20 protein-coding genes are annotated in these 22,044 nt (G+C 73.5%); 14 read left to right on the top strand and 6 right to left on the bottom strand.

Annotated features, from left to right (window positions below):
- Window positions 1–14 precede the first annotated feature (14 nt).
- Together ACU436_RS36175 and ACU436_RS36170 are read right to left on the bottom strand one after the other, a co-directional pair.
- On the bottom strand, window positions 15–1,355 hold the full coding sequence (locus tag ACU436_RS36175) for a cation:dicarboxylate symporter family transporter (protein WP_459031595.1): 1,341 nt from the start codon (window positions 1,353–1,355) through the stop codon (window positions 15–17).
- Between the two features lie 10 nt (window positions 1,356–1,365).
- Window positions 1,366–2,550: an enolase C-terminal domain-like protein gene (locus ACU436_RS36170; RefSeq protein ID WP_459031594.1), complete on the bottom strand. Its 1,185-nt coding sequence runs from the start codon at window positions 2,548–2,550 to the stop codon at window positions 1,366–1,368.
- Between the two features lie 99 nt (window positions 2,551–2,649).
- On the opposite strand from ACU436_RS36170, the gene ACU436_RS36165 reads away from it, so the two are divergent.
- Window positions 2,650–3,690, top strand: coding sequence for a LacI family DNA-binding transcriptional regulator (locus tag ACU436_RS36165; RefSeq protein ID WP_459031593.1), 1,041 nt, complete (start codon window positions 2,650–2,652; stop codon window positions 3,688–3,690).
- Here ACU436_RS36165 and ACU436_RS36160 read toward each other — a convergent pair.
- The 3 genes from ACU436_RS36160 to ACU436_RS36150 all read right to left on the bottom strand — a co-directional run bounded on the left by ACU436_RS36160 (window position 3,645) and on the right by ACU436_RS36150 (window position 6,404).
- On the bottom strand, window positions 3,645–4,694 hold the full coding sequence (locus ACU436_RS36160) for a Glu/Leu/Phe/Val dehydrogenase dimerization domain-containing protein (RefSeq protein WP_459031592.1): 1,050 nt from the start codon (window positions 4,692–4,694) through the stop codon (window positions 3,645–3,647). The two genes, ACU436_RS36165 and ACU436_RS36160, sit on opposite strands and share 46 nt — an antisense overlap.
- Window positions 4,695–4,804: 110 nt before the next feature.
- Entirely contained in the window at window positions 4,805–5,521 is a 717-nt protein-coding gene (locus ACU436_RS36155) for a TSUP family transporter (RefSeq protein WP_459031591.1), read from the bottom strand.
- 10 nt (window positions 5,522–5,531) lie between these two features.
- On the bottom strand, window positions 5,532–6,404 hold the full coding sequence (locus ACU436_RS36150; protein ID WP_459031590.1) for a hypothetical protein: 873 nt from the start codon (window positions 6,402–6,404) through the stop codon (window positions 5,532–5,534).
- 89 nt (window positions 6,405–6,493) lie between these two features.
- Here ACU436_RS36150 and ACU436_RS36145 point away from each other — a divergent pair, with 89 nt between their 5' ends.
- Genes ACU436_RS36145 through ACU436_RS36095 form a run of 11 tightly spaced genes read left to right on the top strand, consistent with a single transcriptional unit; the run spans window position 6,494 to window position 17,816 of the window.
- Window positions 6,494–7,297, top strand: a complete 804-nt coding sequence (locus ACU436_RS36145; RefSeq protein ID WP_459031589.1) for a DeoR/GlpR family DNA-binding transcription regulator — start codon at window positions 6,494–6,496, stop codon at window positions 7,295–7,297.
- 54 nt (window positions 7,298–7,351) lie between these two features.
- Window positions 7,352–8,524 (top strand): mandelate racemase/muconate lactonizing enzyme family protein, encoded by a 1,173-nt coding sequence (locus tag ACU436_RS36140; protein ID WP_459031588.1) that lies wholly within the window; start codon window positions 7,352–7,354, stop codon window positions 8,522–8,524.
- The gene (locus tag ACU436_RS36135; protein WP_459031587.1) at window positions 8,521–10,002 is read left to right on the top strand and encodes an aldehyde dehydrogenase family protein; all 1,482 of its coding nucleotides are present in this window, start codon (window positions 8,521–8,523) and stop codon (window positions 10,000–10,002) included. Before ACU436_RS36140 ends, ACU436_RS36135 begins: the two co-directional genes overlap by 4 nt.
- Entirely contained in the window at window positions 10,002–11,165 is a 1,164-nt protein-coding gene (locus ACU436_RS36130; RefSeq protein ID WP_459031586.1) for a 6-phosphofructokinase, read from the top strand. Before ACU436_RS36135 ends, ACU436_RS36130 begins: the two co-directional genes overlap by 1 nt.
- Window positions 11,162–12,445, top strand: coding sequence for an ABC transporter substrate-binding protein (locus ACU436_RS36125; protein WP_459031585.1), 1,284 nt, complete (start codon window positions 11,162–11,164; stop codon window positions 12,443–12,445). The genes ACU436_RS36130 and ACU436_RS36125 overlap by 4 nt, the downstream gene beginning before the upstream one ends.
- Window positions 12,446–12,450: 5 nt before the next feature.
- Complete coding sequence (locus ACU436_RS36120; RefSeq protein ID WP_459031584.1) at window positions 12,451–13,398, top strand: carbohydrate ABC transporter permease; 948 nt, start codon at window positions 12,451–12,453, stop codon at window positions 13,396–13,398.
- The gene (locus ACU436_RS36115; protein WP_459031583.1) at window positions 13,388–14,227 is read left to right on the top strand and encodes a carbohydrate ABC transporter permease; all 840 of its coding nucleotides are present in this window, start codon (window positions 13,388–13,390) and stop codon (window positions 14,225–14,227) included. Before ACU436_RS36120 ends, ACU436_RS36115 begins: the two co-directional genes overlap by 11 nt.
- Window positions 14,224–15,219: an alcohol dehydrogenase catalytic domain-containing protein gene (locus ACU436_RS36110; protein ID WP_459031582.1), complete on the top strand. Its 996-nt coding sequence runs from the start codon at window positions 14,224–14,226 to the stop codon at window positions 15,217–15,219. Before ACU436_RS36115 ends, ACU436_RS36110 begins: the two co-directional genes overlap by 4 nt.
- Window positions 15,216–16,118 (top strand): 2-deoxy-5-keto-D-gluconate 6-phosphate aldolase domain-containing protein, encoded by a 903-nt coding sequence (locus ACU436_RS36105; RefSeq protein WP_459031581.1) that lies wholly within the window; start codon window positions 15,216–15,218, stop codon window positions 16,116–16,118. The genes ACU436_RS36110 and ACU436_RS36105 overlap by 4 nt, the downstream gene beginning before the upstream one ends.
- Window positions 16,115–16,759 carry a GntR family transcriptional regulator gene (locus ACU436_RS36100; RefSeq protein ID WP_459031580.1) on the top strand — a complete coding sequence of 215 codons (645 nt, stop codon included), beginning with the start codon at window positions 16,115–16,117 and terminating at the stop codon, window positions 16,757–16,759. The genes ACU436_RS36105 and ACU436_RS36100 overlap by 4 nt, the downstream gene beginning before the upstream one ends.
- Window positions 16,746–17,816: an alcohol dehydrogenase catalytic domain-containing protein gene (locus tag ACU436_RS36095; RefSeq protein ID WP_459031579.1), complete on the top strand. Its 1,071-nt coding sequence runs from the start codon at window positions 16,746–16,748 to the stop codon at window positions 17,814–17,816. Before ACU436_RS36100 ends, ACU436_RS36095 begins: the two co-directional genes overlap by 14 nt.
- A 319-nt stretch (window positions 17,817–18,135) precedes the next feature.
- Here the strand turns inward: ACU436_RS36095 and ACU436_RS36090 are convergent, their stop codons facing one another.
- The gene (locus ACU436_RS36090; protein WP_459031736.1) at window positions 18,136–19,734 is read right to left on the bottom strand and encodes an AMP-binding protein; all 1,599 of its coding nucleotides are present in this window, start codon (window positions 19,732–19,734) and stop codon (window positions 18,136–18,138) included.
- Window positions 19,735–19,839: 105 nt separating this feature from the next.
- Here ACU436_RS36090 and ACU436_RS36085 point away from each other — a divergent pair, with 105 nt between their 5' ends.
- Window positions 19,840–20,259, top strand: coding sequence for a universal stress protein (locus ACU436_RS36085; protein WP_459031578.1), 420 nt, complete (start codon window positions 19,840–19,842; stop codon window positions 20,257–20,259).
- Between the two features lie 185 nt (window positions 20,260–20,444).
- Window positions 20,445–22,025 carry an ABC transporter substrate-binding protein gene (locus ACU436_RS36080; protein ID WP_459031577.1) on the top strand — a complete coding sequence of 527 codons (1,581 nt, stop codon included), beginning with the start codon at window positions 20,445–20,447 and terminating at the stop codon, window positions 22,023–22,025.
- Window positions 22,026–22,044 lie beyond the last annotated feature (19 nt).

The following is a 22,044-nucleotide window of genomic DNA, read 5'->3' as shown; positions in this document are numbered from 1 at the left end:
GGTTCTCCTCCGTTTCAGTGCGTGGCGTTCGCGGTCGGGCGGTCGGCGTCGGCCGGCGGGAGCGGTGCGGCGCGGCCGGCGAGCACGGCGTCGAGGGTCTCCTTGTCCACCTGGCGGGTCAGCCGCCCGACGACGATCGCCGCGACCACGTTGCCGAAGGAGTTGACGGTCGCGGTGGCGCGGGACATGAACTGGTAGACGCCGAAGAGGATCGGCAGGCCCGCGGTGGGGAGGATGCCGGTCGCGGCGACCGTCGCGGCGAAGACGACGAACGTGCCGCCGTTGACGGTCGCGGCACCCTTCGAGGTCAGCATCATGATGCCGACCAGGGCCAGCTGTTCGGGCAGCCCCATCGGCACGCCGTACGCGTTGGCGAGGAACAACGTGCACACCGGCATGTAGAGCGACGTGCCGTCGAGGTTGAACGCGTACCCGGTCGGGACGACGAGGCCGACGGTCTGGCGGGAGACCCCGAGGCGGGGGAGCTTGTCGAGGATCCCCGGCAGGGCGGACTCGGAGGAACCGGTGCTCAGCGTGAGACCCACCTCGAGGCGCAGGTAGCGCACCAGCCGCCAGATGCTGACCCCGGCGAGCGCGAGCACGGTGCCGAAGACGCCGAAGAAGAAGACGGCGACGACGATCCAGTACTGCACGATCAGCTGGGCCAGCGCCGCGAGCAGGTCGGTGCCGCTGGTACCGACCGCGTAGGCGATGGCGCCGAACGCACCGACGGGTGCCAGTCGCATCACGACGTTGACGAATCCGAAGAACGCCTGGGAGATGACCTCCATGCCGCCGTGCACCCGCTCCTGCATCCGGGCCGGGAGGGTCAGCAGCCCGATCCCGAAGATCAGGGCGATGATGACGACCTGCAGCAGCTGGCCGGAGGTGAAGGCACCGACGAAGCTGTCGGGCATGATCCCGGTGACGAAGGCGACGAAGCCGTGCGGCCCGTCGTCGCTGGGTACCGAGCTCGCGTCGGCCCGGTCGGCAAGGCCGCTCGCACCGGCGCCGAGGGGCACCAGGTTGGCCGCGAGCAGCCCGACCACCAGCCCGATGGTGGAGATCACTTCGAAGTACACGAGCGCGAGGACACCGATCCTGCTGGCCTGCCGGAGGTTGCCGGCCTTGGTGATGCCCGAGACCAGGGTGAGGAACACCAGCGGGGCGATACCGGCCGTCAGCAGGTCCAGGAAGATGTCGCCGAGCACCTTGAGCTGGGCGGCGACCCCGGGCACGAGGAGCCCGAGCAGGATGCCCAGCACCATCCCGATCAGCACCTGGAACGGGAGGCTCGTCCACCACCGGCCGGACCTGCGGGTCCCGGGAGGGGGTGACGTGGCCGTAGTGGTCATGGTGGGCCCTTCAGGCGATGAGCTGGTCGAGGTGGGCGGCGAGGTCGGCCTTCTGCTCCAGGCCGAACCCCGGCGCATCGGTCGGGTGGATCGATCCGGCGCGCACCGGCGTCCCCGGCCCGTAGCCGCCGAAGGGTGCGAAGACCCCCGGGTAGGACTCGCACGCGCCGAGCCCGAGCCCGGCCACGATGTGCAGGTTGAGCAGGTGGCCGCCGTGCGGGACCGCCTGGGTGCGGGACATGCCGAAGTCCGCCATCGCGCCTACCATCGCGGCGTACTCGCCGAGCCCGTAGGACAGGCCGGCGTCCATCTGCAGCACGTCGCGGTCCGGGCGCAGGCGGGCGTACCGCAGCAGGTTCACGACGTCCTGCCGGGAGAAGAGGTTCTCGCCGGTGGCGACCGGGCCGCCGAAGGCGTCGGCGACCGCGCCGAGGGTGTCGAAGTCGAGCGGGTCGCAGGGTTCTTCGAGCCAGCGCAGGCCGTACGGCGCCAGCGCCTCGGCCCAGCGGACGGCGTCCTGCGCGGCGAAGCGCCCGTTGGCGTCCACGGCGACCCGGGCGGGGTCGCCTGCGGCCTCGACCGCGGCGTCGACCCGCGCCAGGTCGATGTCGAGCGGAGCCCCGCCGACCTTGATCTTGAAGGCGGTGTACCCGGCGTCGCGGTAACGGCGTAGTTCGCCGGCCAGCGTGGCCCGTTGCTCATCGAGCCTGCCGGTGGCGTCGCCGTAGTAGCCGCCCGCGGCGTAGGTCGGCACGGCGGGATCGCGGGGGACGGGACGTCCGTGGGCGCGGGCGATGGTGGCGTAGGCGGGCTCGTCGGCGAGCTTGGCGTTCAGGTCCCACACGGCGAGTTCCACCGCGGCGACGGCGCCGGCGCGGTCCCCGTGGCCACCGGGCTTCTCGTCGGTCGAGGCGACCCGGCGGACCGCGACGGGGTCGAACCCGGTGCCGTCGGCGTGCAGCAGCGTCACGGGGTCCGCGGCCAGCAGGCGCGGGACGATCCTGGTGGCCAGGATGCCCTCCTGGTCGAAGCGCCCGATGGAGTTGAACGCGGCACCGTGGACCGGCCGGCCGCCGCGCACCTGGTCGGTGCGCACGACGACCAGGGAGACCGTGTGGCGCTCGAAGTTGACCATCGCGTTGGAGACCGCGCCCGTGAGCGGCACGGCGACGTGGCGGATGTCGGTGATGCGCATGTGACCGGTGACCTACGTTCGTGGAATCGTTTGCTGTCACCGACACTGATCTCTGCTTCGCCGCAGGTCAACCGCCGGTTTTTGCGGTAACGTTTCCACGTGGTTGCGTCCTTGAAGCAGATCGCGCGGGAGTGCGGCGTCGCGATCTCGACGGTGTCCCGCGCCCTCAACGGCCATCCCAGCGTCAGCCCGGCCACCCGGGAACGGATCGTCGCGACGTCCGCGCGGCTCGGGTACCGCCCCAACACCGCGGCCAGGGCGCTGCGCAGCCGATCCAGCAGCACCATCGGCGTCGTCCTGCCGGACATGCTCAACAACTTCTACGCCGCGTGCACCGCCGTGCTCCAGGAGCAGTTCGAGCAGCGCGGCTACGGGATCGTGCTCGCGGTGACCCGCAACGACGCGGCCCGCGAGCGGGAGGCGTTGCACCGGCTCTCCAGCGCGCAGGTCGAAGGCCTGGTCCTGGTCCCGACCTCACGACGGTGGGAGCTGCCCGGTCCGCAGGTGCCCGTCGTCGAGATGAACCGCCACTCCAGCCGTCCGGGCGTCGACGTCGTGCAGAGCGAGGAGCGCGACGGGGCCCGCGAGGTGGTCGAGCACCTGCTCTCCCGGGGCCACGAGCGGATCGCGGTGATCGTCGGGGAGCAGCAGTTCAGCACCACCGTCGAACGGGTGGACGGCGCGCGGCAGGCCATGGACGCCGCCGGCCTGCCGCTTCCCGCCGAGCTCCTGCTGTACGGCCGGCACACGCGGGCGTGGGGGGCGCAGGCCTTCCGCGCCGCGTGGGCGATGCAGCCGCGCCCCACCGCCGTCTTCGCGGCCAGCAGCGAGCTCGCCCTCGGTGCCCTGCACGCCGCCCAGCGGCTCGGGGTCTCGATTCCCCGCGATCTGTCCTTGGTCGCCTTCGGCGACCCGGACTGGTTCGAGGTGTGCCAGCCGCCCCTCACCAGCTTCGAGCAGCCCCTCCACGAGGTCGGGATGATCGCCGCTCAGCTGCTGCTGTCGCGGCTGTCCGCGGAGCAGGCCGCGCCGCGCGCCTCGCGGGTCCGCGTCCGGGGGAGGCTCGTGGTCCGCGAGAGCACGGCGGCGCCGGCTCAGACGAGCCCGAGCGCGAGCATCGCCTCCGCGACCCGGGCGTAGCCGGCGATGTTGGCGCCGGCGACGTAGTTGCCGGGCATCCCGTACTCCTCGGCGGTCTCGAAGCAGCGGGCGTGGATGCCGGTCATGATGTCGCGCAGACGCTCCTCGGAGTGGGCGAACGACCAGGAGTCCCGCGAGGCGTTCTGCTGCATCTCCAGGGCCGAGGTCGCGACACCGCCCGCGTTCGCGGCCTTGCCGGGTCCGAACGCGACGCCCGCCTCCTGCATCCGGGCACCGGCGGGCGTGGTCGGCATGTTGGCGCCCTCACCCACGGCGATGCAGCCGCCGCGCACGAGCGCGAGGGCGTCCGTCTCGTCGAGCTCGTTCTGCGTGGCAGAGGGCAGTGCGACCGCGCACGGCACCTCCCACACCGACCGGTCGGCGACGAACGCCGCGTCCTCCCCGCGCCGCTCGGCGTACGCGCCGATGCGTTCCCGCCGCTCCTCCTTGACCTCTTTGAGCAGGTCGAGGTCGATGCCCTTCGGGCCGTGCACGAACCCGGACGAGTCCGAGCACGCGACGACCCGGCCGCCGAGCTGGTGGACCTTCTCGATCGTGTAGACGGCGACGTTGCCCGAGCCGGAGACGACCACGTCCTTGCCGTCGAACGACTCGCCCCGCGCCCGCAGCATCTCCTCGACGAAGAACGCGCAGCCGTACCCGGTGGCCTCGCGGCGCACCTGGGCGCCGCCGTAGTTCAGCCCCTTGCCGGTGAGGACACCGGACTCGTAGCGGTTGGTGATCCGCTTGTACTGCCCGAACAGGTAGCCGATCTCCCGGCCCCCGACCCCGATGTCACCGGCGGGGACGTCGGTGTACTCGCCGATGTGGCGGTAGAGCTCGGTCATGAAGCTCTGGCAGAAGCGCATGACCTCGCGGCCCGACCGGCCCTTCGGGTCGAAGTCCGACCCGCCCTTGCCGCCGCCGATCGGCAGCCCGGTCAGTGCGCGCCAGTACGTCCGCGTAGATGCGCTCCAGGTCGCCGTGCACCGGCACTCGCCCACACCCTCCCCGCTCGTCCCGCCGCAAGTGCAGCGTGCAGCCGAGCGTAGGTGCCGGTGGGCCGGGTGCCCCGCTGTACGGCGTCCGGCGGGACGAACGCCACATGCCCGGATCACCACGTGAGCAGTCCCTTGACCACCGAGAGGAGACCGCCGGTGATGGCCAGCGCGAGGACGGTGGCCCGGCCCGCGCGCTCGGTGACGATGCCCGCGGTCCACCGTCCGGCGAGCGTGCCCGCCAGCACCGCCGCCGTGCAGCCCAGAACGAGCCGCCAGGGCAGGTGCGCATCGTGTTTGACGGCGAGCGACAAGGCGTTGGTGACGATGCCGACGACCTGCACGGTGGGCACGAAGCCCGCACGCGGCAGGCCCGTGCTCGCGCCGTAGACGGCGAGCGCCGGCCCGCCGACGCCTGCCGTGACGTTGCTGAACCCGGACGCGAAGCCGGCGAGGATGCCCCCCGACGGCCGCGTGGATCCGGGGACGCGCCAGCCGGCGGCCACGAGGAGCGACGCCCCCGCCGCGAGCCCTCCGACGACCACGAGCAGCGCGGGGTCGGGCAGTGCACGGGCGAGCGCCGCTCCCGGCACGATCGCCACCGCGACACCCGCGCTCAGCAGCGCCGCCGTCCGCACGTCGACGCTCCGCCACGTCGCGGCGAGCACGACGCAGCAGGTGACCAGCGAGAGCAGGTTCGCGAGCGCGACGCCCTCGTACGGGCCCAGCACGAGGACGAGGAAGGGGCCCGACACGAGGGCGAACCCGAGCCCCGTGCAGCGCTGCAGCGTGGCGCCTGCGACGACGGCGAGGGCGGCGAGGACCAGTTCCACGGCCGCCGGGTCAGCGCCCGACGGCGTCGTCGACCACCTGGACGAGGCGCTGCAACGCCGGCACGGCGACCTGCTCGAGATCCTCCTCGAGCCGGCGGCTGCCGACGACGGACGCCCACACCGCCCGCCCGGCGAGGAACCCGGATGCGCCCGCCCGGCAGGCGAGCCCGACGGCGTCGGGGAACCGGGCCGCCGAGACGCCCGACGAGAGCACGACCCAGGCGCCGGCGACGAGGTCGTCGATGCGCCGGCACCCCTCCCGGACCTCGGCGTCGGTGCCCTTGCCGTGGGTGGGCACCTCGGCCTTGTAGACGTCGGCGCCGAGCCCACCCAGCTCGCGAGCGGCCGCGAGGATGCCGGCGTCGACGTCGAAGTCCCCGCCGGTCAACGGCGCGCGCGATACGGGCTCGACGATGCTGACGAGGTCGCGCTGCCGGCAGCGGGCGACGAAGTCCCGGACCATCGCCACCCGGCGGACCCGGTCCCCGTCGGGCCGCCAGACGACGAGGAGCTTGAGCGCCAGCGCCCCTTGGCCGGCGAGCGCGTCGAGGTCGAGCGACTCGTCGAGCACGGAGTCCCCGACGAACTCGCGCTCGCCGGGGACGAAGTGGTCGACCGCGGCGATGGGCGCGCACGACGGGTGGACGGCGCCTGCGGCCCGTACCGCGTCCCAGCCGAACTGCGGGTCCACGAGAACCGCCGAGGCGTGCGGGGTGAGGGCGCGCGCCGCCGCCACCTTGAACGCCGTGACGTCCGCGTCGGACACGGCTGTGCCGGTCCGCTCGGCGATCATCGCGCGCAGGGCCTCCCGCTGGTCGACGGCCAGCATGGCGAGCCCCCCGGAGGGGCGGGCGAGGCGCTTCGGGGCGGGACGACCGGTCACAGCAGGCTCTCCAGTGGGCTCGGCGCGCTAGCGAATGTTCGGAATCTATCATCCGTTGCGCGATCTGAACCACGGCTAACATCTGATCCGTGAGCGACACGACGGAGCCGGGGGTCGGTGCGCTGCGCTACGACGCCGCGCCGCGCCGTCGCGACGCCATCCTGGAACGGCTGCGGGAGAGCGGGCACATCTCGGTCTCGGAGGTCAGCCAGGACCTCGGCGTGTCGGAGATGACCGTGCGTCGCGACCTGCGCCGGCTGGCGGGCGCCGGCGACGTCACCCTCGTGCACGGCGGTGCGAGCCTGCCGGCCGGTTCGCACGGCCGGCCGGTCTTCGGCGCGCGGGCGCTCGTGAACGCCGACGCCAAACGCCGCATCGGCGCGACCGCCGCGGCGATGGTCGCGGCGGACGACACCGTGGGCGTCGACGCCGGCACCACGGCCCTCGAGGTCGCCCACGCGCTGCCCGAGGACTTCTCCGGCTGCGTCGTCACGCATTCGGTGCCCGTGCTGGCGGCCCTGCTCCCTCGCAGGTCGACCCGCGTGATCGCGGTCGGCGGCGAGATGTCGCACGACAACCAGGCCCTCATCGGCCCGAGTGCCGCACACTTCGTGCACGACCTGCGCCTGCGGGTCTTCATGCTCGGCGTGAGCAGCATCGACGCGCGAGGGGTCTACGTCCGGTCCGAGCTGGAGCTGAGCGTCAAGCGCGCGCTGCTCGACGTCGCCGAGGACGTCGTCCTGGTCTGCGACGCCGCGAAGGAGGGCGGCCCCGGCACCGTGCGCGTCTGCGACCTGGATCGCATCGACACCGTGGTGACCGACGCCCCGCTGAGCGACGGCCTGACCCGGCGGTTGCACGAGGCCGGCACGCGGGTCGTCGTCGCCCGCTGACCCGACGCGATCCACTCCTTGACAGGGCCAGCAAGGCCACCCACACTGCATGCAATGTTCACTTCCGCACAAACGGCGACGGCCGCCGGTGGCGACGCCCTGCTCCCGGCGTCTCCCGTGGCCGCGGTCCGGCTGCGGGTCTTCCGCAGCCCGGTCGTCGACGGGATCGCGATGTCGTTCGCGCCCATGGGCCACCGGGCCATGGCCGTGGTCGAGGTGGAGCTCGAGGACGGGCGGCGCGGTCTCGGCGAGACGTGGGTGAACTACCCGGCATGGGCCTGGAAGGAGCGCGCGGCGACGGTCGCGGAAGGCGTCGCACCGCAGCTGGTGGGCCGCAGCCCGTCGACCCCGGCCGAGGCGCACGCGCTGCTCGTGGCCGCCCTGCACCCGCTCGGCCGGCAGTGGGGAGCGCCCGGACCGGTGCACCAGGCCATCAGCGGCGTGGACACGGCCCTGTGGGACCTGGCCGCCCGGCACGCGGACGTGTCGCTCGGCGTTCTGCTCGGTGCCACGAACGTCCGGCGCGAGCTGCCCGTCTACGCCTCCAGCCTCGGCCCGGACGGCGTCGCGGCCACCGCGGAGCGCTGCGTGAGCGCGGGACACACCGCCGCGAAGGTCAAGCTCGGCTTCGGGCGGGAGCGTGACCTGGAGAACCTCCGTACCGCTCGCCGCGTGCTCGGCGAGGGGGTCCGGCTCTACGGCGACGCCAACCAGGCCTGGTCGCTCGAGGAGGCGCTCGCCATCGTCCCCGAGCTGCGGGACGCGGGCCTCGAGTGGCTCGAGGAGCCGCTCGCCGGTGACGACCCCGGCGAGCTCGCCGAGCTCCGCCGCCGCGGCGGGCTGGCCCTGGCGACCGGCGAGAACCTATACGGCGCCGCCGCTTTCGCGCCCTACCTCGCTCAGGGATCCGTGGACATCGTCCAGCCCGACCTGTCCAAGATCGGCGGCCCGACCGAGTACCTGCGCGTCGCCGGCCTCGCGTCGGCGACGGGCACCACCGTCAACCCGCACCTGTACAACGGCGCGGTCGCCACCGCCGCGACGCTGCAGGTCGCCGCGGCCGTGCCGGCGACCACGACCGTCGAGTGGGACGTGCGCGCCAACCGGCTGCGCGAGGCCGTCGACCACCTGCTGACCGACCGCGGGACCGTCCGCGTCCCGGATGGCCCCGGCCTCGGCGTCGACGTCGACCTCGACGCCCTCTCCGACCTGGAGGAGCATCTGTGAACACCGTCGTGAGCAGCGCCGACGCGATCGTCGGCGACGTACTTGCCGACCCGACGGCCGTCGTCGTGGCGGGCGAACGCCGCACGACGTCGTCGCGCCGTCCGCTGGTCGCACCGGTCGACGGACTGCCCTGGACCGAGGTCGCCGTCGGCGGGCACCAGGACGCCGCCGACGCCGCCGACGCCGCGGCCGGTGCGTTGCCGGCCTGGGCCGCGACCCCGGCCGCCGAGCGCGCCGCCGCACTGCGCGCCATCGCCGGGGAACTCGACGCCGCATCGGCGTCCGACGCCTGGCCCACGCTCGTCACCCGGGAAACGGGCAAGCGGCTCGCGGAGGCCCGCGGCGAGCTGGGCCTGTCGGCCGTCTACTTCCGCGTGATGGCGGATCTGCTCGACGAGCAGCAGGAACGCGTCCTGCACGCCGTCGCCGGTGCCGAGCACCGCGTCGAGGCGCGGCCGCTCGGGGTGGCCGCCGTGCTCACGCCGTGGAACTTCCCGGTGTCCATCCCCGCCCGAAAGATCGCCCCCGCGCTCGCCGCCGGGTGCCCGGTGCTGTTCAAGCCGTCCGAGGTGGCCCCGCTGTCGTCGATGGTCCTCGCCGCCCTGCTCGACCGGCACCTGCCCGCGGGCACCGTGAACACGGTGCTCGGCGAGCCGGCCGACGTCGTGGACCCGTGGCTCGCCCACGGGGGAGTGCAGGTGGTCTCCTTCACCGGCTCCACGCGGGTCGGCCGGCTCGTCGCCGCCGCGGCGGCACCCCGGTTCCTGCGCACCGTGCTCGAGCTCGGCGGCTGCGCGCCCTTCGTCGTGCTGCCCGACGCCGACGTCGAGCAGGCGGTGCAGACGCTGCTCGTCGCGAAGTACCGCAACAACGGGCAGTCCTGCATCGCCGCCAACCAGGTGTTCGTCGCGCGCGCGGTGGCGGACGAGTTCGTCGACGCCTTCGTCGCCGCGACCGAGCGGCTCGTCGTCGGCGACCCCCTCGACCCCGGCACCGACGTCGGCCCGCTCGCCCCCGCGGCGGACCCGGCGCGGCTCGCCGCACTGATCGACGACGCGGTCGCCGCCGGGGCGCGCGCCGCAGGCGCCCGGGCGCCCGTGCCCGAGCGGGGGCACTGGTTCGCCCCGGCCGCCCTCGTCGACGTGCCCGCCTCCGCGGCGGTGTTCCGCGACGAGGCGTTCGGCCCCGTCGCGGCCGTGCGCACCTACGACGACCTCGACGAGGCGGTCGCCCAGCACCGGGCGACCGGCTACGGGCTGGCGGGCTACGTCTGCGGCACGGACGTCGACGCCGCGCGGGAGGTGGCGGGTCGGCTCCGCGCGGGGATCGTCGGCATCAACACCGGCACGCCCAACTACCCGGGCGCACCGTTCGGCGGGCTCGGACTGTCCGGCACCGGGTACGAGGGCGGCGCGCCGGGCCTCGAGTCCTTCCAGTCGTGGCGCACCACCGCGGTCGTCGGCGCGGGTTCGTCCTGATGCGTGTCGTCATCGGCCAGACCGGCGCGCCGACCGCGGTCGTCAACCGCAGCGTCGCGGGCTTCCTCGACCGGGCCGTCGCGCACGAGGTGCTGGTGGCGCGCGGCGGCCCGGACGCCCTCGTCCGCGCCGCCCTCGACCCGCTGCCGCCCGCCGGCCTGCCGGCGGACGAGGTCGGGCGTGGCGGATCCTGGCTGGGCGGTGGGCGACGGGCCACGACGCCCGAGGACGTCGACGCGATCGTCTCCGGCCTCGCCGGGCGCGGCGTCGACGGGCTCTGCCTCGTCGGCGGCAACGGCACCATGGCGCTGCTCGACGCCGTCGCCCGGCGCGCCGCCGAGCGCGGTGCGCCGCTGCGGACCGTCGGCGTCCCGAAGACGATCGACAACGACCTCGAGGGCGTCGACCACGCGCCCGGCTACCCGTCCGCGGCGCGCTACGTGTCGACGACGGTCCAGGACATCGCCCGCGACCACCGCGCGATGTCCTCGATCGAGCCGGTCCGGGTCGTGGAGACGATGGGCCGCGCCAGCGGCTGGCTCGCCCTCGCCGCGACGTTGCCCGTCCCGGGCGACGACGAGCACGTCGTGCACCGCGTGCACCTGCCCGAGCTCGGGTTCGACGTCGAGGAGTTCCTCACCGACGTCGCCGGCCTCGTCGAGCGGCGGGGGCGAGCGCTCGTCGTGGTCAGCGAGGGGGTCGCCGCCGACCTCACCGCCACGCCCATCCACGCGGCCAACCACAAGACGCTGCTCGTCGGCGGGGTCGGGCGCCGCCTGGCCGAGCTCGTCACCACCCGCCTCGGCCTGCCCGCGCGCGGCGAGGTGCTCGGCGCGGCCCAGCGCTGCGCGTCGAACCTGGTCAGCGCCGCCGACACGGGCGAGGCGGCGGACGTCGGCCGGCTGGCCGCCGCCGCGCTGCTCGACGAGTCCGCACCCACCGCGGTCATGGTCGGGCTGCAGCGCCGCCCCGGGCCCGGCTACCGCCCGCACCACCCCCTCGTCCCGCTCGCCGACGTGGCGTCGCGGGTCCGCACCGTTCCGGAGCGCTGGAGGCGCCGCGACCCGGCCGACCTCGGCGACTTCCACACCTGGCTCACGCCCCTCGTCACGTCCCCCTCGGCGGAGTGCACTGCCAGGGCGGCCCTGGAGACAGCATCATGAAGACACGGAACCGGATCCTCGGCTGCATCCTCGGCGCAGCCGTGCTCGCCCTACCGGCGTGCGGCAACCCCACCGATGCCGCCTCGGGCGGCGGCAACGCGATCAACCTGGTCATGTCGAACCACCCGTGGCAGCGCGGGATCGAACCGCTCATCGACCGGTTCGAGCAGGAGTCCGGCATCACGGTGAACGTGCAGACGTTCGCCGAGCAGCAGACGCGCGACAAGATCCAGCTGAACCTGCAGTCCCGCAGCTCGGCGATGGACGTCTACATGACCCTGCCGTCGCGCGAGGGCCCGCTCTTCGCGTCGTCCGGCTACTACGAGCCCCTCGACGACTACCTCACGAAGGCGCCCGCGGAGTACGCGGCCGGCGACTTCAGCCGCGGCGCCATCGAGGGCATGAAGGTCGACGGCACGACGTACGCGCTGCCCATCAACGTCGAGGGCCCGGTCCTGTACTACCGGACGGACCTGTTCGAGCAGTGGGGCCTCACGCCACCCACGACCGTCGACGAGCTCCTCGCGACGGCCGCGGCGATCAAGGCCCGCGCCGCGGACGTCACCCCCATCACGCTGCGCGGTGCCTCCGCGGCGCTCCCGTTCACCTTCGGCCCGTTCCTGCACGGCACCGGCCTGGAGTGGACCAACGACCAGGGCGCGCCCACCTTCGACGACCCGCGCGCCGCCCGCGCGATCGACCAGTACGCCACGCTCGCCCGCGAGTACGGGCCGCCCGGCGTCATCAACTACTCGTTCACGGAGTCCTCCACGCTGTTCGCGCAGGGCAAGGCCGCGATGGAGCTGGAGTCCAGCAACGAGCTCAACAGCGTCATCGACCCGGGCAGCTCAACGGTCGCCGAGCAGGTCGGGGTGGTCCCGCTCCCCGGCGCGGCGCCGACGGTGCTGTCCTGGGGCATCGCGATGTCCCCGTTCTCGCAGAACAAGGACGCCGCCTGGCAGTTCATGCAGTGGGCCACGAGCCCGGAGACGCAGCTCGAGCTGGCGAAGGCCGAGATCGCGCCGCCGCGGACGTCCGTGGCGCAGGACCCGGGCTACACCGAGGCGCGCAACACCCCCACCCACCAGCAGTGGCGCGCCGCCGTGGCCGACCTGCAGGAGAACGGCAACGTCGAGGTGGGTCCCGTCGGCGCGAACGCACCGGCGATGCGCAAGGTGATCGGCGACGCCGTCGGCAAGGTCATCCTCGGTGAGGCGAGCCCGGAGCAGGCGGCCACGGAGATCCAGTCCGGTCTCGCCGCCCAACTGGCCGACGGATGACCACCGTGACCACTCGCGAGGCCAGCGCGCCTGCCGCCCCCAGACCGGCTCCCGCACCGTCCCGGCACCGCCGGGGCGGCGGGGCGACCCCGGTGGCCCGGGGCGTCTGGCCGCTGCTGGTGCCGGCGATGGTCGTGACCCTTGCCCTCGCCGTCCTCCCCGTCCTCCACACCGTCTGGCTGTCGCTGTCCGACCGGAGGCGCGACGGGAGCAACGCGGGTTTCGTCGGGCTCGACAACTTCGCCCGCATGGTGCAGGCCCCGGAGTTCTGGAACTCCGTGCGGGTCACCCTCGTCCTGTTCGTCGTCTGCCTGCTCGTGGAGACCGTGCTCGGCATCGCACTCGGCTACCTGCTGAGCATCGACGTCCCCGGGCGGAAGCTCTTCCAAGGACTCATGCTCGTCCCGGCGATCACGGCGTCGGTCGCGGTGGCGCTGGTCTGGATGCTCATCTACGACCCCACGCTGGGCGCAGCGAACCAGATCCTCACCGCCGTCGGGCTCGACCCGGTCGTGTGGCTGGGCGATCCCGACATCGCCCTCTGGTCGATCGCGCTCGTCGACGTCTGGCAGTGGACGCCGTTCATGGCGCTCATCATCGCCGCGGGCATCCGCTCGCTGCCCACGGAGCCGTTCGAGGCGGCGTCCATCGACGGCGCGTCGGGGTGGCGCCAGGCGCTGCACGTCGGGTTGCCGCTGCTCATGCCGGTGATCTCGGTGGCGATGCTGCTGCGCACGGTGGACCTCGTGCGGTTCTTCGACACCGTCTACATCATGACCCAGGGCGGCCCGGTGGACTCCACGAACACCCTGAACGTCTACGGCTACCGCGCCGCGTTCATCGACCAGGAGGCGAGCTACGCCGCGGCGCTGCAGCTGAGCCTGCTGCTGCTCGTCGTCGTCATGGCCGGTGCGTTCACCCTCTGGCGCCGGAGGATCAGCGTTGATCACTAGGACCGCACCCATCGACGCGCGGCGGCTCGTGCGGGTGTACGCGCTGTACCTGCTCGCCGCGCTCGTCTTCTTCGGACCCGTCCTGTTCATGCTGTGGTCGGCGTTCCGGCGCAACGTCGACATCACCGGCTCGATCTTCGACCTGACGGCGCCGCTGACGTTCGAGAACTTCACCAACCTGTTCGACCGGTTCGTCTTCCAGTACTACATCCGCAACAGCTTCATCGTCGCCGGCGGCTCGACGCTGCTCGGCCTGGTGCTCGGCGTGCCCGCGGCCTACGTCATCGTGCGGCGCAAGGCCACGAGCATCGGCTTCCTCATGCTGCTCGCGCGGATGGCGCCCGGCGTGCTCTTCGTGCTGCCCCTGTTCGTCCTCTCGGTGCAGATCGGGGCGCCGTCGAACAACGGCCTGAACTTCGCGCTGCTCATCGCGGCGCACCTCATCATCACGCTGCCGCTGTGCATCTGGCTGCTGGTGCCGTTCTTCGAGGACATCCCGGCGAGCCTCGAGGAGGCGGCGATGCTCGACGGCTGCACGGTGTGGCAGCGCTTTCGGCACGTCGTCCTGCCTTTGGCCCTGCCGGGGTTGTCGGTCGCGGTGACGCTGTCCTTCATCTTCTCCTGGAACTACTTCCTCTTCGCCCTCGCACTGGCGAACGCCGACACGCTGCCGCTGCCCGTGATCGCGTTCAACTTCATCGGGCAGGGCTCCAGCGACTACGGAGGCCTCATGGCGGCCAGCACGCTCATCTCGCTGCCGGCGCTCCTGCTCACCGTCTTCGCGCAGCGGTGGCTGGTGCGGGGGCTCACCGGCGGGGCGGTCAAGTGATCCGGCGCTCCGCCCGCTTCCGCGGCGACGCGGTCATCGACTTCACCGACGACGACCTGGGCGAGCCCGCCGCGGGCGAGGTCCGGCTGCGTGTGGACGTCTGCGCGCTGTGCGGCTCCGACAAGCGACTGCTCGCCGGCGGCTCGGCGGTCGTGCCCGGGCACGAGATCGCCGGGACCGTCGTGGCGACGGGCGGCGGCACCTCGCTCCCCGCCGGCACGCGCTGCATCGTCTACATCCCCGTCTTCTGCGGCGACTGCGACCAGTGCCGGCGCGGCCGGACCAACCGGTGCCTGCAGCTGCGCGAGCTCATCGGCTGGCAGCGCGACGGTGGCTTCGCCGACGTCGTCGACGTCCCCGAGCGGTGCGCGCTGCCGGTGCCCGACGACATCCCGCAGGACGTCGCGGTGCTCGGCCTCGACACGGTCGGCACGGCCGCCCACGGCCTCCGGCTCGCCCTGCGCACCCAGGAGGAACACCCGCGGCGCCTCCTGGTCGTCGGGTGCGGCCCGCTCGGCCTGGGCGTGGTCGCGGTGGCGCAGGCCCTGGGCATCGAGTCCGTCGACGCCGTCGACCCGCACCCGGGACGCCTCGCGCTCGCCGGGCGGCTCGGCGCGGGAACGCGGGTCGACCTGGAGGCGGAGAACCAGTACGACATCACCGTGGAGGTCAGCGGCGCCGCTCCCGCCCGGGCCGCCGCGCAACGCGTCGTCGTGCCCGGCGGCGCCGTCCTCGCGCTGGGGGAGTCGCACGACCCGTACACGATGCCGGCCACCCCGCGGTGGCGGCGCACGGACTGCTTCACCGTCCGGTCGTTCTACTTCCCGCTCGCGGAGGTGGAGGGCAACTGGGGTCTGCTCCGCCGGTGCGGCCCGGACCTGCGCGACGTCCTCGCGCACCCCCTCACCCTGCCCGAGCTCGCGCAGGCCTTCGACCGCTTCGTGGCCGGCGACCTGCTGAAGCCCTACATCGTCTCCGGAGCGTCCGCATGACCGCGCCTCGCCTGTTCGTCCTCGCCGTGGACCAGCGGCCGTGGCTGACCAAGGCCCTGTGGGGGCACACCGGCGCCGCGACGCCCGACCAGCGCGCCGCCACCACCCGCGCGAAGCACGCCGTCCTCGACGGGCTGCTCGCCGCGGTGGACGGCGGCGTCCCCGGCGAGGCCGCCGGCCTCCTCGTCGACGACGAGCTCGGACCGGGGGTGGCGGAGCGGGCCCGCGCCGCCGGCGTGACCCTCAGCATGCCGCTGGAGCGGGCGGGCCTCGACGTGTACGAGGACGCACCGCCCGACGTCCCGGCGTACCTCGCCCACCACACCCCGGACCTGGCCAAGGTGCTCGTCCGCTACAACCCCGACGGCGACGCCGCCGCCAACGCGGAGCAGCGGCGCCGGCTCGCGCGCACGGCGCGGGCTGCCCGCGACGCGGGCTCGCGGTTCCTCTTCGAACTGCTCGTCCCGCCGCCCCCGCACGCCACCGACGCGTGGGCGCACGACGTCCGGCCCCAGCTGGTGCTGCGGGCCATGGAGGAGATCGTCGCCGACGTCCCGGTCGACGTCTGGAAGCTCGAGCACCTCGGTCCGGCGCAGGGCTACGCCGACGCCGTCGCGCTCGCCGCCACCCACGACGCGACATGCCTGCTGCTCGGCGCGGGCGCCCCGGCGGAACAGGTCGACGCGTGGCTCGCGCGCGCCGCCGGACAGGGGTTCGCCGGCTTCGCGGTGGGCCGCAGCATCTGGTGGGACGCCGTGCGCGCACTGCTGGCGGGCGAGACCGACCACGGCTCGGCCGTGGCGGCCGTGGCCGCCCGCTACCGCCACTTCGTCGACGCCTTCCTCGACGCGTCCCGCCCGGCCGCTCCCGCCGCCAGTACCGGCCGGGCATCGGGATGATCTCCTCCGATGCCAATGAGCGGGTCGGGGAACGGGTGCACCGCGCCCTCCGCGACCGCATCCTCACCGGCGACCTCCCCCCGGGATCGCGACTGTCGGTCCCGGCGATCGCCCGTGAGTTCGGGCTGAGCCGCAGCCCCCTGCGCGATGCCGTCCTGCAACTCGTCCGCGAGGGTCTCGCCGAGGAGACGTTCAACCGGGGCGCCGTGGTGCGCCGGCCGAGCCGCGAGGACCTCATCAGCCTCTACGACGCCCGCGAGGCACTGGAGGGCATGGCCACGCGCCTGGCCACGGCGGGGTTCACACCCGCCGTCCGGCGCAGGCTCCGCGACCTGCTGGCCGAGCACGACGAGGTGGTGTCCGCCGGCGACTTCACCCGCCACATCGACGTCGACGCCGCGTTCCACCGGGAGATCCGCGAGGCGGCCGGCAGCCCGGTGCTCGCCCGGATGCTCGAGGAGATCCAGGGCCAGGTGTTGCTCGCGATGCGCTCGACCAGCGTCAGCGGCGGGATGGCCCAGGCCGTCGCCGACCACCGCCGGATCTTCGAGGCGCTGGCCTCCGGCGACCCGGACGCCGGTGAGGCGGCCGCGCGCCACCACATCGCGCGACTGAGAGGGCTGCTCCGTGCCCACCCCTGACGCCCGCGTCCGCACGCGGTCGCTGCGCTTCTCCGGTCCCGGCGACGTCCGCCTCACGGCCTCGGCCGACCGGCCCCTCGCGCCGCACGAGGTCCGGCTCCGGCCACTCGCCGTCGGCGTCTGCGGCACCGACGCGCACATCGTCGGCGGCTCGTTCCCCGCCGAGCCGGGTGTGGTGCTCGGCCACGAGGTCTGCGGCCGGGTCGTGGAGGTCGGCGACGGGATCGACGGCGCGGCCACCCCCCGGGTGGGCGACCTCGTCACGGTCGAACCCCACCGCTACTGCACGGCGTGCACGTGGTGCCGGGCCGGGCAGGAACACCTGTGCTCGGGCAAGCGGGGCTACGGCGTGCGCCTCGACGGCGGGATGGCCGAGTCCATGATCGTGCCGGCGCGGATCGCCTACGCACTGCCCCCGGACACCACACCGTGGGTCGGCGCCCTCTGCGAGCCGGTGTCGTGCTGCGTGCACGCGGTGGACCGCCTCGGTGTGGTGTCCGGCGAGGCACTGCTGGTGCTGGGTTGCGGCCCGGCCGGCGCCGTCCTGGTCGCCCTGGGGCGGCTGCTCGGCGCCACCCCCGTCGTCGCGGCCGACACGCGGGAGACCCGGCGCGAGCTGGCGCAGCGCATGGGCGCCGACGTGGTGATCGACCCGCGCGACCGGGAGCAGGTGAGCCGTGCGCTCGCCCTCACGGGCGGCGAGGGGTACCCGGCGGTCGTGGACGCGGTCGGCTCCTCCACGGTGCTCGAGCAGGCGCTGACCTTCGCCCGGCGCGGCGGCCGGGTGCTGGAGTTCGGCGTCGCGGCACCGGACGACGTCGCCGCCGTCCGCCCGCACGACCTCTTCAGCCGCGAGCTCACGCTCCTGGGGTCGGTCATCAACCCGTGGACCCACCAGCGGGCGGTGGCGCTCCTGCCCCGGCTCGGGCTCGACCGTCTCACCGCGGCGTTCTACGGGCTCCACGAGTTCGACGAGGCGTTGGCCGCGCAACGTCGCGGCGACGTCGACAAGGTCTTCGTTGCGCCCTCGGGCGAGGCCGCCGCGCGAGGTGGGTGACGCCGCCGCCACCCGCGGGCGCCGGGGCTCGATCAGCGGATCGGCGCGTCCACGGCCGGATATGGCCGCCCGCGCACCGAAGCCGTGATCATCCCCGCAAGCCGCGCCGGGCAGGCGACCACCACCGGCGGCACCACTGCCGGCGCCGCAGCGGTTCGTCTCCCGTGGGCGGGCCCGCTCACCTCGGAACGGATGCGATCGACACCCGCCCGGGTGTCGCGTGCGGGCACCCGCGTCGGTGCCGGCCCGACCGCCGCCCTGACCTGCCGTTATCGGGTGCACATCGTCGTTGCCGCAACCGGTGCCGGCGCAAGCTCGCTCATGCGCTCGCGCCGGAGCGCCCGGCGAGCTCGCGCAGCGGCGCCTTGAGCACCTTGCCCGTCGCGTTGCGAGGCAGGGCGTCCACGACGACCACCCGGGTCGGGACCTTGTAGCGGGCCAACCGCTCCGCGCAGAAGTCGAGGAGGGACCGCTCGTCCACCCGCTGTTCCCGCGCGGCCACGACGAACGCCACCCCGCTCTCGCCCCACCGGGAGTGGGGAGCGCCGACCACGGCGGCCTGCGCCACGGACGGATGGTCGTGCAGCGCGTTCTCGACCTCGGCCGGGTAGACGTTCTCGCCGCCGGAGATGTACATGTCCTTCCACCGGTCGACCAGCGTCAGGTAGCCGTCGGCCTCGACGGTGGCGGCGTCGCCGGTGCGCAGCCAGCCGTCCTCGGTGAGCGCGTCGGCGGTGGCGTCCGGGCGGTTCCAGTAGCCCGGGGTCACGGTCGGGCCTGCGACCTGCAGCTCGCCGGTCTCGCCGAGCGCCACGCGGGCGCCGTCGGCGGACCGGATCCGGCACCGCGTGTAGAGCATCGGCAACCCGATGGTGCCGTTGCGCTCGAGCTCCCGGCCGGGCGGCATCGACGTGACGCAGGCGCCGGCCTCGGTGATGCCGAAGACGGTCGTCAGCGCCACGCCCCTCGCGGCCCAGCCCTCGACGAGCGCGCGGGGCACCGGGGACCCGCCCACGACCGCGGTGAAGGGGCGCAGCGGCGCGTCCGGGAACTCGGGCAGCTGCTGCATGAACTGGTAGTGGGCAGGCACTCCGCAGAGGTGGGTGACCGGCTCGTGCGGATCGCAGATCATCTCGAGGGTCCGGCCCGGGTCGAACGCGCGCGCCAGCACCACGGCGCCGCCCGCGAACAGCACGGGTTCGGCGAAGAGCTGCAGGCCCGCGACGTGGAAGAGGGGCAGCACCGTGAGGCAGCGCGACCCGCGGCTCACGCCCATCGCGGCGCCGATGCCCAGCATGGTCGCGAGCGAGCCGCGGTGGGTGGCGCGGACGCCCTTGGGCGTGCCGGTGGTGCCGGACGTGTAGATGATCGTCCAGTCGGCGTCCTCGTGTACCGGCGGCGGCCGCCAGGTCGCGGGCGCCCCCGCGGCGGCGAGCTCCTCGTAGGAGTCTGCGTCCCCGGGCTCGCTCGCCCAGCGGACGAGCGGGGCGCCGACCGCCGCCGCGACCTCTCCGGCGGTCTCCGCGGCCCAGGTCTCGGCGAGCAGGACGGTCGGGGTGCAGTCCTGGCCGATCGTCGTCAGCTCGGTGGCGGTGAGGCGCCAGTTCATCGGGACGGCGATCGCGCCCAGCAGGGCGCAGGCGTGCAGCACCTCGAGGACCCGGCCGTCCGTGCGGGAGAGCACCGCGACCCGGTCACCGGGCCCGACGCCGTGCCGCTCGGCCAGCGTGTGGGCCAGCGACCGGATCCGGGCGTCGAGCTCGCCGTAGGTGACGTCGACCCCGCGGCCGAGGTCGCGCAGAGCGATCCGATCCGGGGTGCGGGCGGCGTGGTGGCCGATCCACGACACGACCGCGCGCTCGGCCCCGTGGTGTGCGAGCTTCATGGCACGGCGCTCCAACCAGATGTGGACCAGCATCACCCGGCGCTCCGCCCGCCGTTCCCGACGACCGGGCGGCGCTGACACTACCGTCGGCTCCGCGGCCGATCGGCCGTGCCGAGCAAGCGCATCGAGGACACCTGAATGAGCAACGGCAGGATCTACGTCGGGGTCGACGGTTCACCCTCCTCCCAGCAGGCACTGCGCTGGGCCGCGGGGCAGGCCGATCTGACCGGCGGCGAGGTGCACGCGGTGATCGCCTGGAGCTTCCCGGACGTCTACGCCTGGGGAACGGTGATCGACGAGATCGACTGGGCCGCCAACGCCGAGGAGGCGCTGGAACAGGCCGTTGCGGACGCCCTCGACCCGGCCGCTGCCGAGCGCGTCCAGCGCCACGTGATCCAGGGCTCTCCCGCCCGGGCCCTGCTCGAGACGGCCGCCGACGCCGACCTGCTCGTCGTCGGCAGCCGCGGGCACGGCGGGTTCACCGGCGTGCTGCTCGGCTCCGTCAGCCAGCACGCCGTCACCCACGCCCGCTGCCCCGTCGTCGTCGTCCGCGACTGACCGTCTGCACTCAGCACCACGTTCTTCTGCACCCGTTGGCCTGCGTGGGGCCGCGGCGTCGTGATTGGCTCGGCCGCCGCGGCATCCTCGCCGGCACGTCCGGTGAGGGCGGAGTGCGAAAGGCGAAGTGGCCGATGAACGGAACTGGGAGTGCGCGGACGCGAGGCCGCCGAATCCTCCTGTGCATGGTGGCGCTCCTCACGCTGGTGGTCACGGCGTGCGGGGCTCAGGTCGGCATGCAGGGGCCCGACGCCGCTGGGCTGGACACGTCGAAGCCCTTCGGTGGCGACCCGGCGACGGAAGGAACGCCGCAGCCGGGCGGGACGCTGACCGTCGGCATGTACACCGAAGCACGCTCGTTCGACCCGGTCATCGGGTCGAACCTCATGGCGTCGGCCGTGTACGACTCGCTGCTGAAGATGGACAGCAAGGGCGTGCCCCAGCCGATGCTCGCCGAGTCGATGACGACCCCGGACAGCGGAACCACGTGGGTGCTGAAGCTCCGGCCCGGGGTGACGTTCCAGGACGGCACCCCGCTCGACGCGGACGCGGTGATCTTCAACGTCGCCCGGCAGCGGGACGAGCCGACCGCGCTGGGGCACCTCTACACCGAGCCCATCGACGCGATGACCGCGACCGACGACCTGACGGTCACCTTCACGCTGAAGCGCCCGACCGGCTCCTTCCCGGTGTCGTTCGCGCTGCCGTTCTCCTCGGGCAACCTCGGCACGATCGCCTCTCCCGCCGCGGTGCAGCAGTGGGGCGACGACTACGGGCGCCACCCGGTCGGTGCCGGCCCGTTCTCGTTCGTCGAATGGATCCCCAACAACAAGATCACCGTCAAGCGGTTCGACAACTACTGGGACAAGGGCAAGCCCTACCTCGACGGGATCGAGTTCCGGCCGCTGCCCGACACCGACAGCCGCTACGCCTCGGTCGCCAACGGGGACGTGGACCTCGACATCGGCGGGTTCTTCAGCGAGGTCTCGAAGTCCTCGACGAACCCCGACCTGGTGACGTACTACGGAGCAGGCGGCGACGGCCAGTTCGTCTACTTCAACATGACCAAGGCGCCCTTGGACGACCGCCGCGTCCGGGAGGCCCTCATCCGGGCGATCGACCCCAACGCGCTCAACGCGACGCAGTACGACAACGCCGGCCACCTCGCCGTGACGGCCTTCGCCGAGGGCGACCAGTACTACAGCCAGGCGGCCGCCGACGCCTACCCGAAGTACGACGTCGAGAAGGCGAAGCAGCTGATCGCCGACTACAAGGCGTCAGGTGGGAACCCGGACTTCACCTACAACACCGGCAACTCGCCCGACGACCACCAGATGGGCCAGTTCATGCAGGCCCAGTGGGCCGCGATCGGCGTCAACGTCACCCTGCAGTTCGACGACATCGTGACGTACATCGGGCCGGTCGTCCAGGGCACCCAGTTCGGGGTGGCGACGTGGATCAGCGGGCCGTACGAGAACCCGTACCCGTTCCTGCTCAACCAGTTCCACACGGGTGGGATCAACAACTACGGCAGGTACTCCAACCCGCAGGTCGACGCCGTGCTCGACGAGGCGAGGAGCTCGACGGACGAAGCGGTGCAGATCGCCGGCTACCAGAAGGCGCAGGAGCTGATCAACGCCGACCTCCCGGTGATCTGGCTAGCCCGCGCGGCGAAGGCGGCGATCGCCCGGCCGAACATCAAGGGTGTCTCCCGCTACCTGTCCAGCGAGCTGTTCTGGGCGGGGACCTGGAAGACGAATCCCTGACGGTCGCGCGCGGCTACGG

The sequence above is a fragment of the Pseudonocardia wallangbongensis genome, from assembly GCF_054486945.1.
Note: the sequence above shows the minus strand (reverse complement) of the source record. Positions and strands in the feature narration are given on the sequence as shown.

Excerpts from the sequence above, each read along its gene's own strand:
- ACU436_RS36105 (WP_459031581.1), top strand. The coding sequence starts at position 15,216 with ATGACCGCGCCTCGCCTGTTCGTCCTCGCCGTGGACCAGCGGCCGTGG.
- ACU436_RS36090 (WP_459031736.1), bottom strand. The coding sequence starts at position 19,734 with ATGCTGGTCCACATCTGGTTGGAGCGCCGTGCCATGAAGCTCGCACAC.
- ACU436_RS36080 (WP_459031577.1), top strand. The coding sequence starts at position 20,445 with ATGGTGGCGCTCCTCACGCTGGTGGTCACGGCGTGCGGGGCTCAGGTC.
- ACU436_RS36130 (WP_459031586.1), top strand. The coding sequence starts at position 10,002 with ATGCGTGTCGTCATCGGCCAGACCGGCGCGCCGACCGCGGTCGTCAAC.
- ACU436_RS36170 (WP_459031594.1), bottom strand. The coding sequence starts at position 2,550 with ATGCGCATCACCGACATCCGCCACGTCGCCGTGCCGCTCACGGGCGCG.
- ACU436_RS36085 (WP_459031578.1), top strand. The coding sequence starts at position 19,840 with ATGAGCAACGGCAGGATCTACGTCGGGGTCGACGGTTCACCCTCCTCC.
- ACU436_RS36100 (WP_459031580.1), top strand. The coding sequence starts at position 16,115 with ATGATCTCCTCCGATGCCAATGAGCGGGTCGGGGAACGGGTGCACCGC.
- ACU436_RS36140 (WP_459031588.1), top strand. The coding sequence starts at position 7,352 with ATGTTCACTTCCGCACAAACGGCGACGGCCGCCGGTGGCGACGCCCTG.
- ACU436_RS36125 (WP_459031585.1), top strand. The coding sequence starts at position 11,162 with ATGAAGACACGGAACCGGATCCTCGGCTGCATCCTCGGCGCAGCCGTG.
- ACU436_RS36175 (WP_459031595.1), bottom strand. The coding sequence starts at position 1,355 with ATGACCACTACGGCCACGTCACCCCCTCCCGGGACCCGCAGGTCCGGC.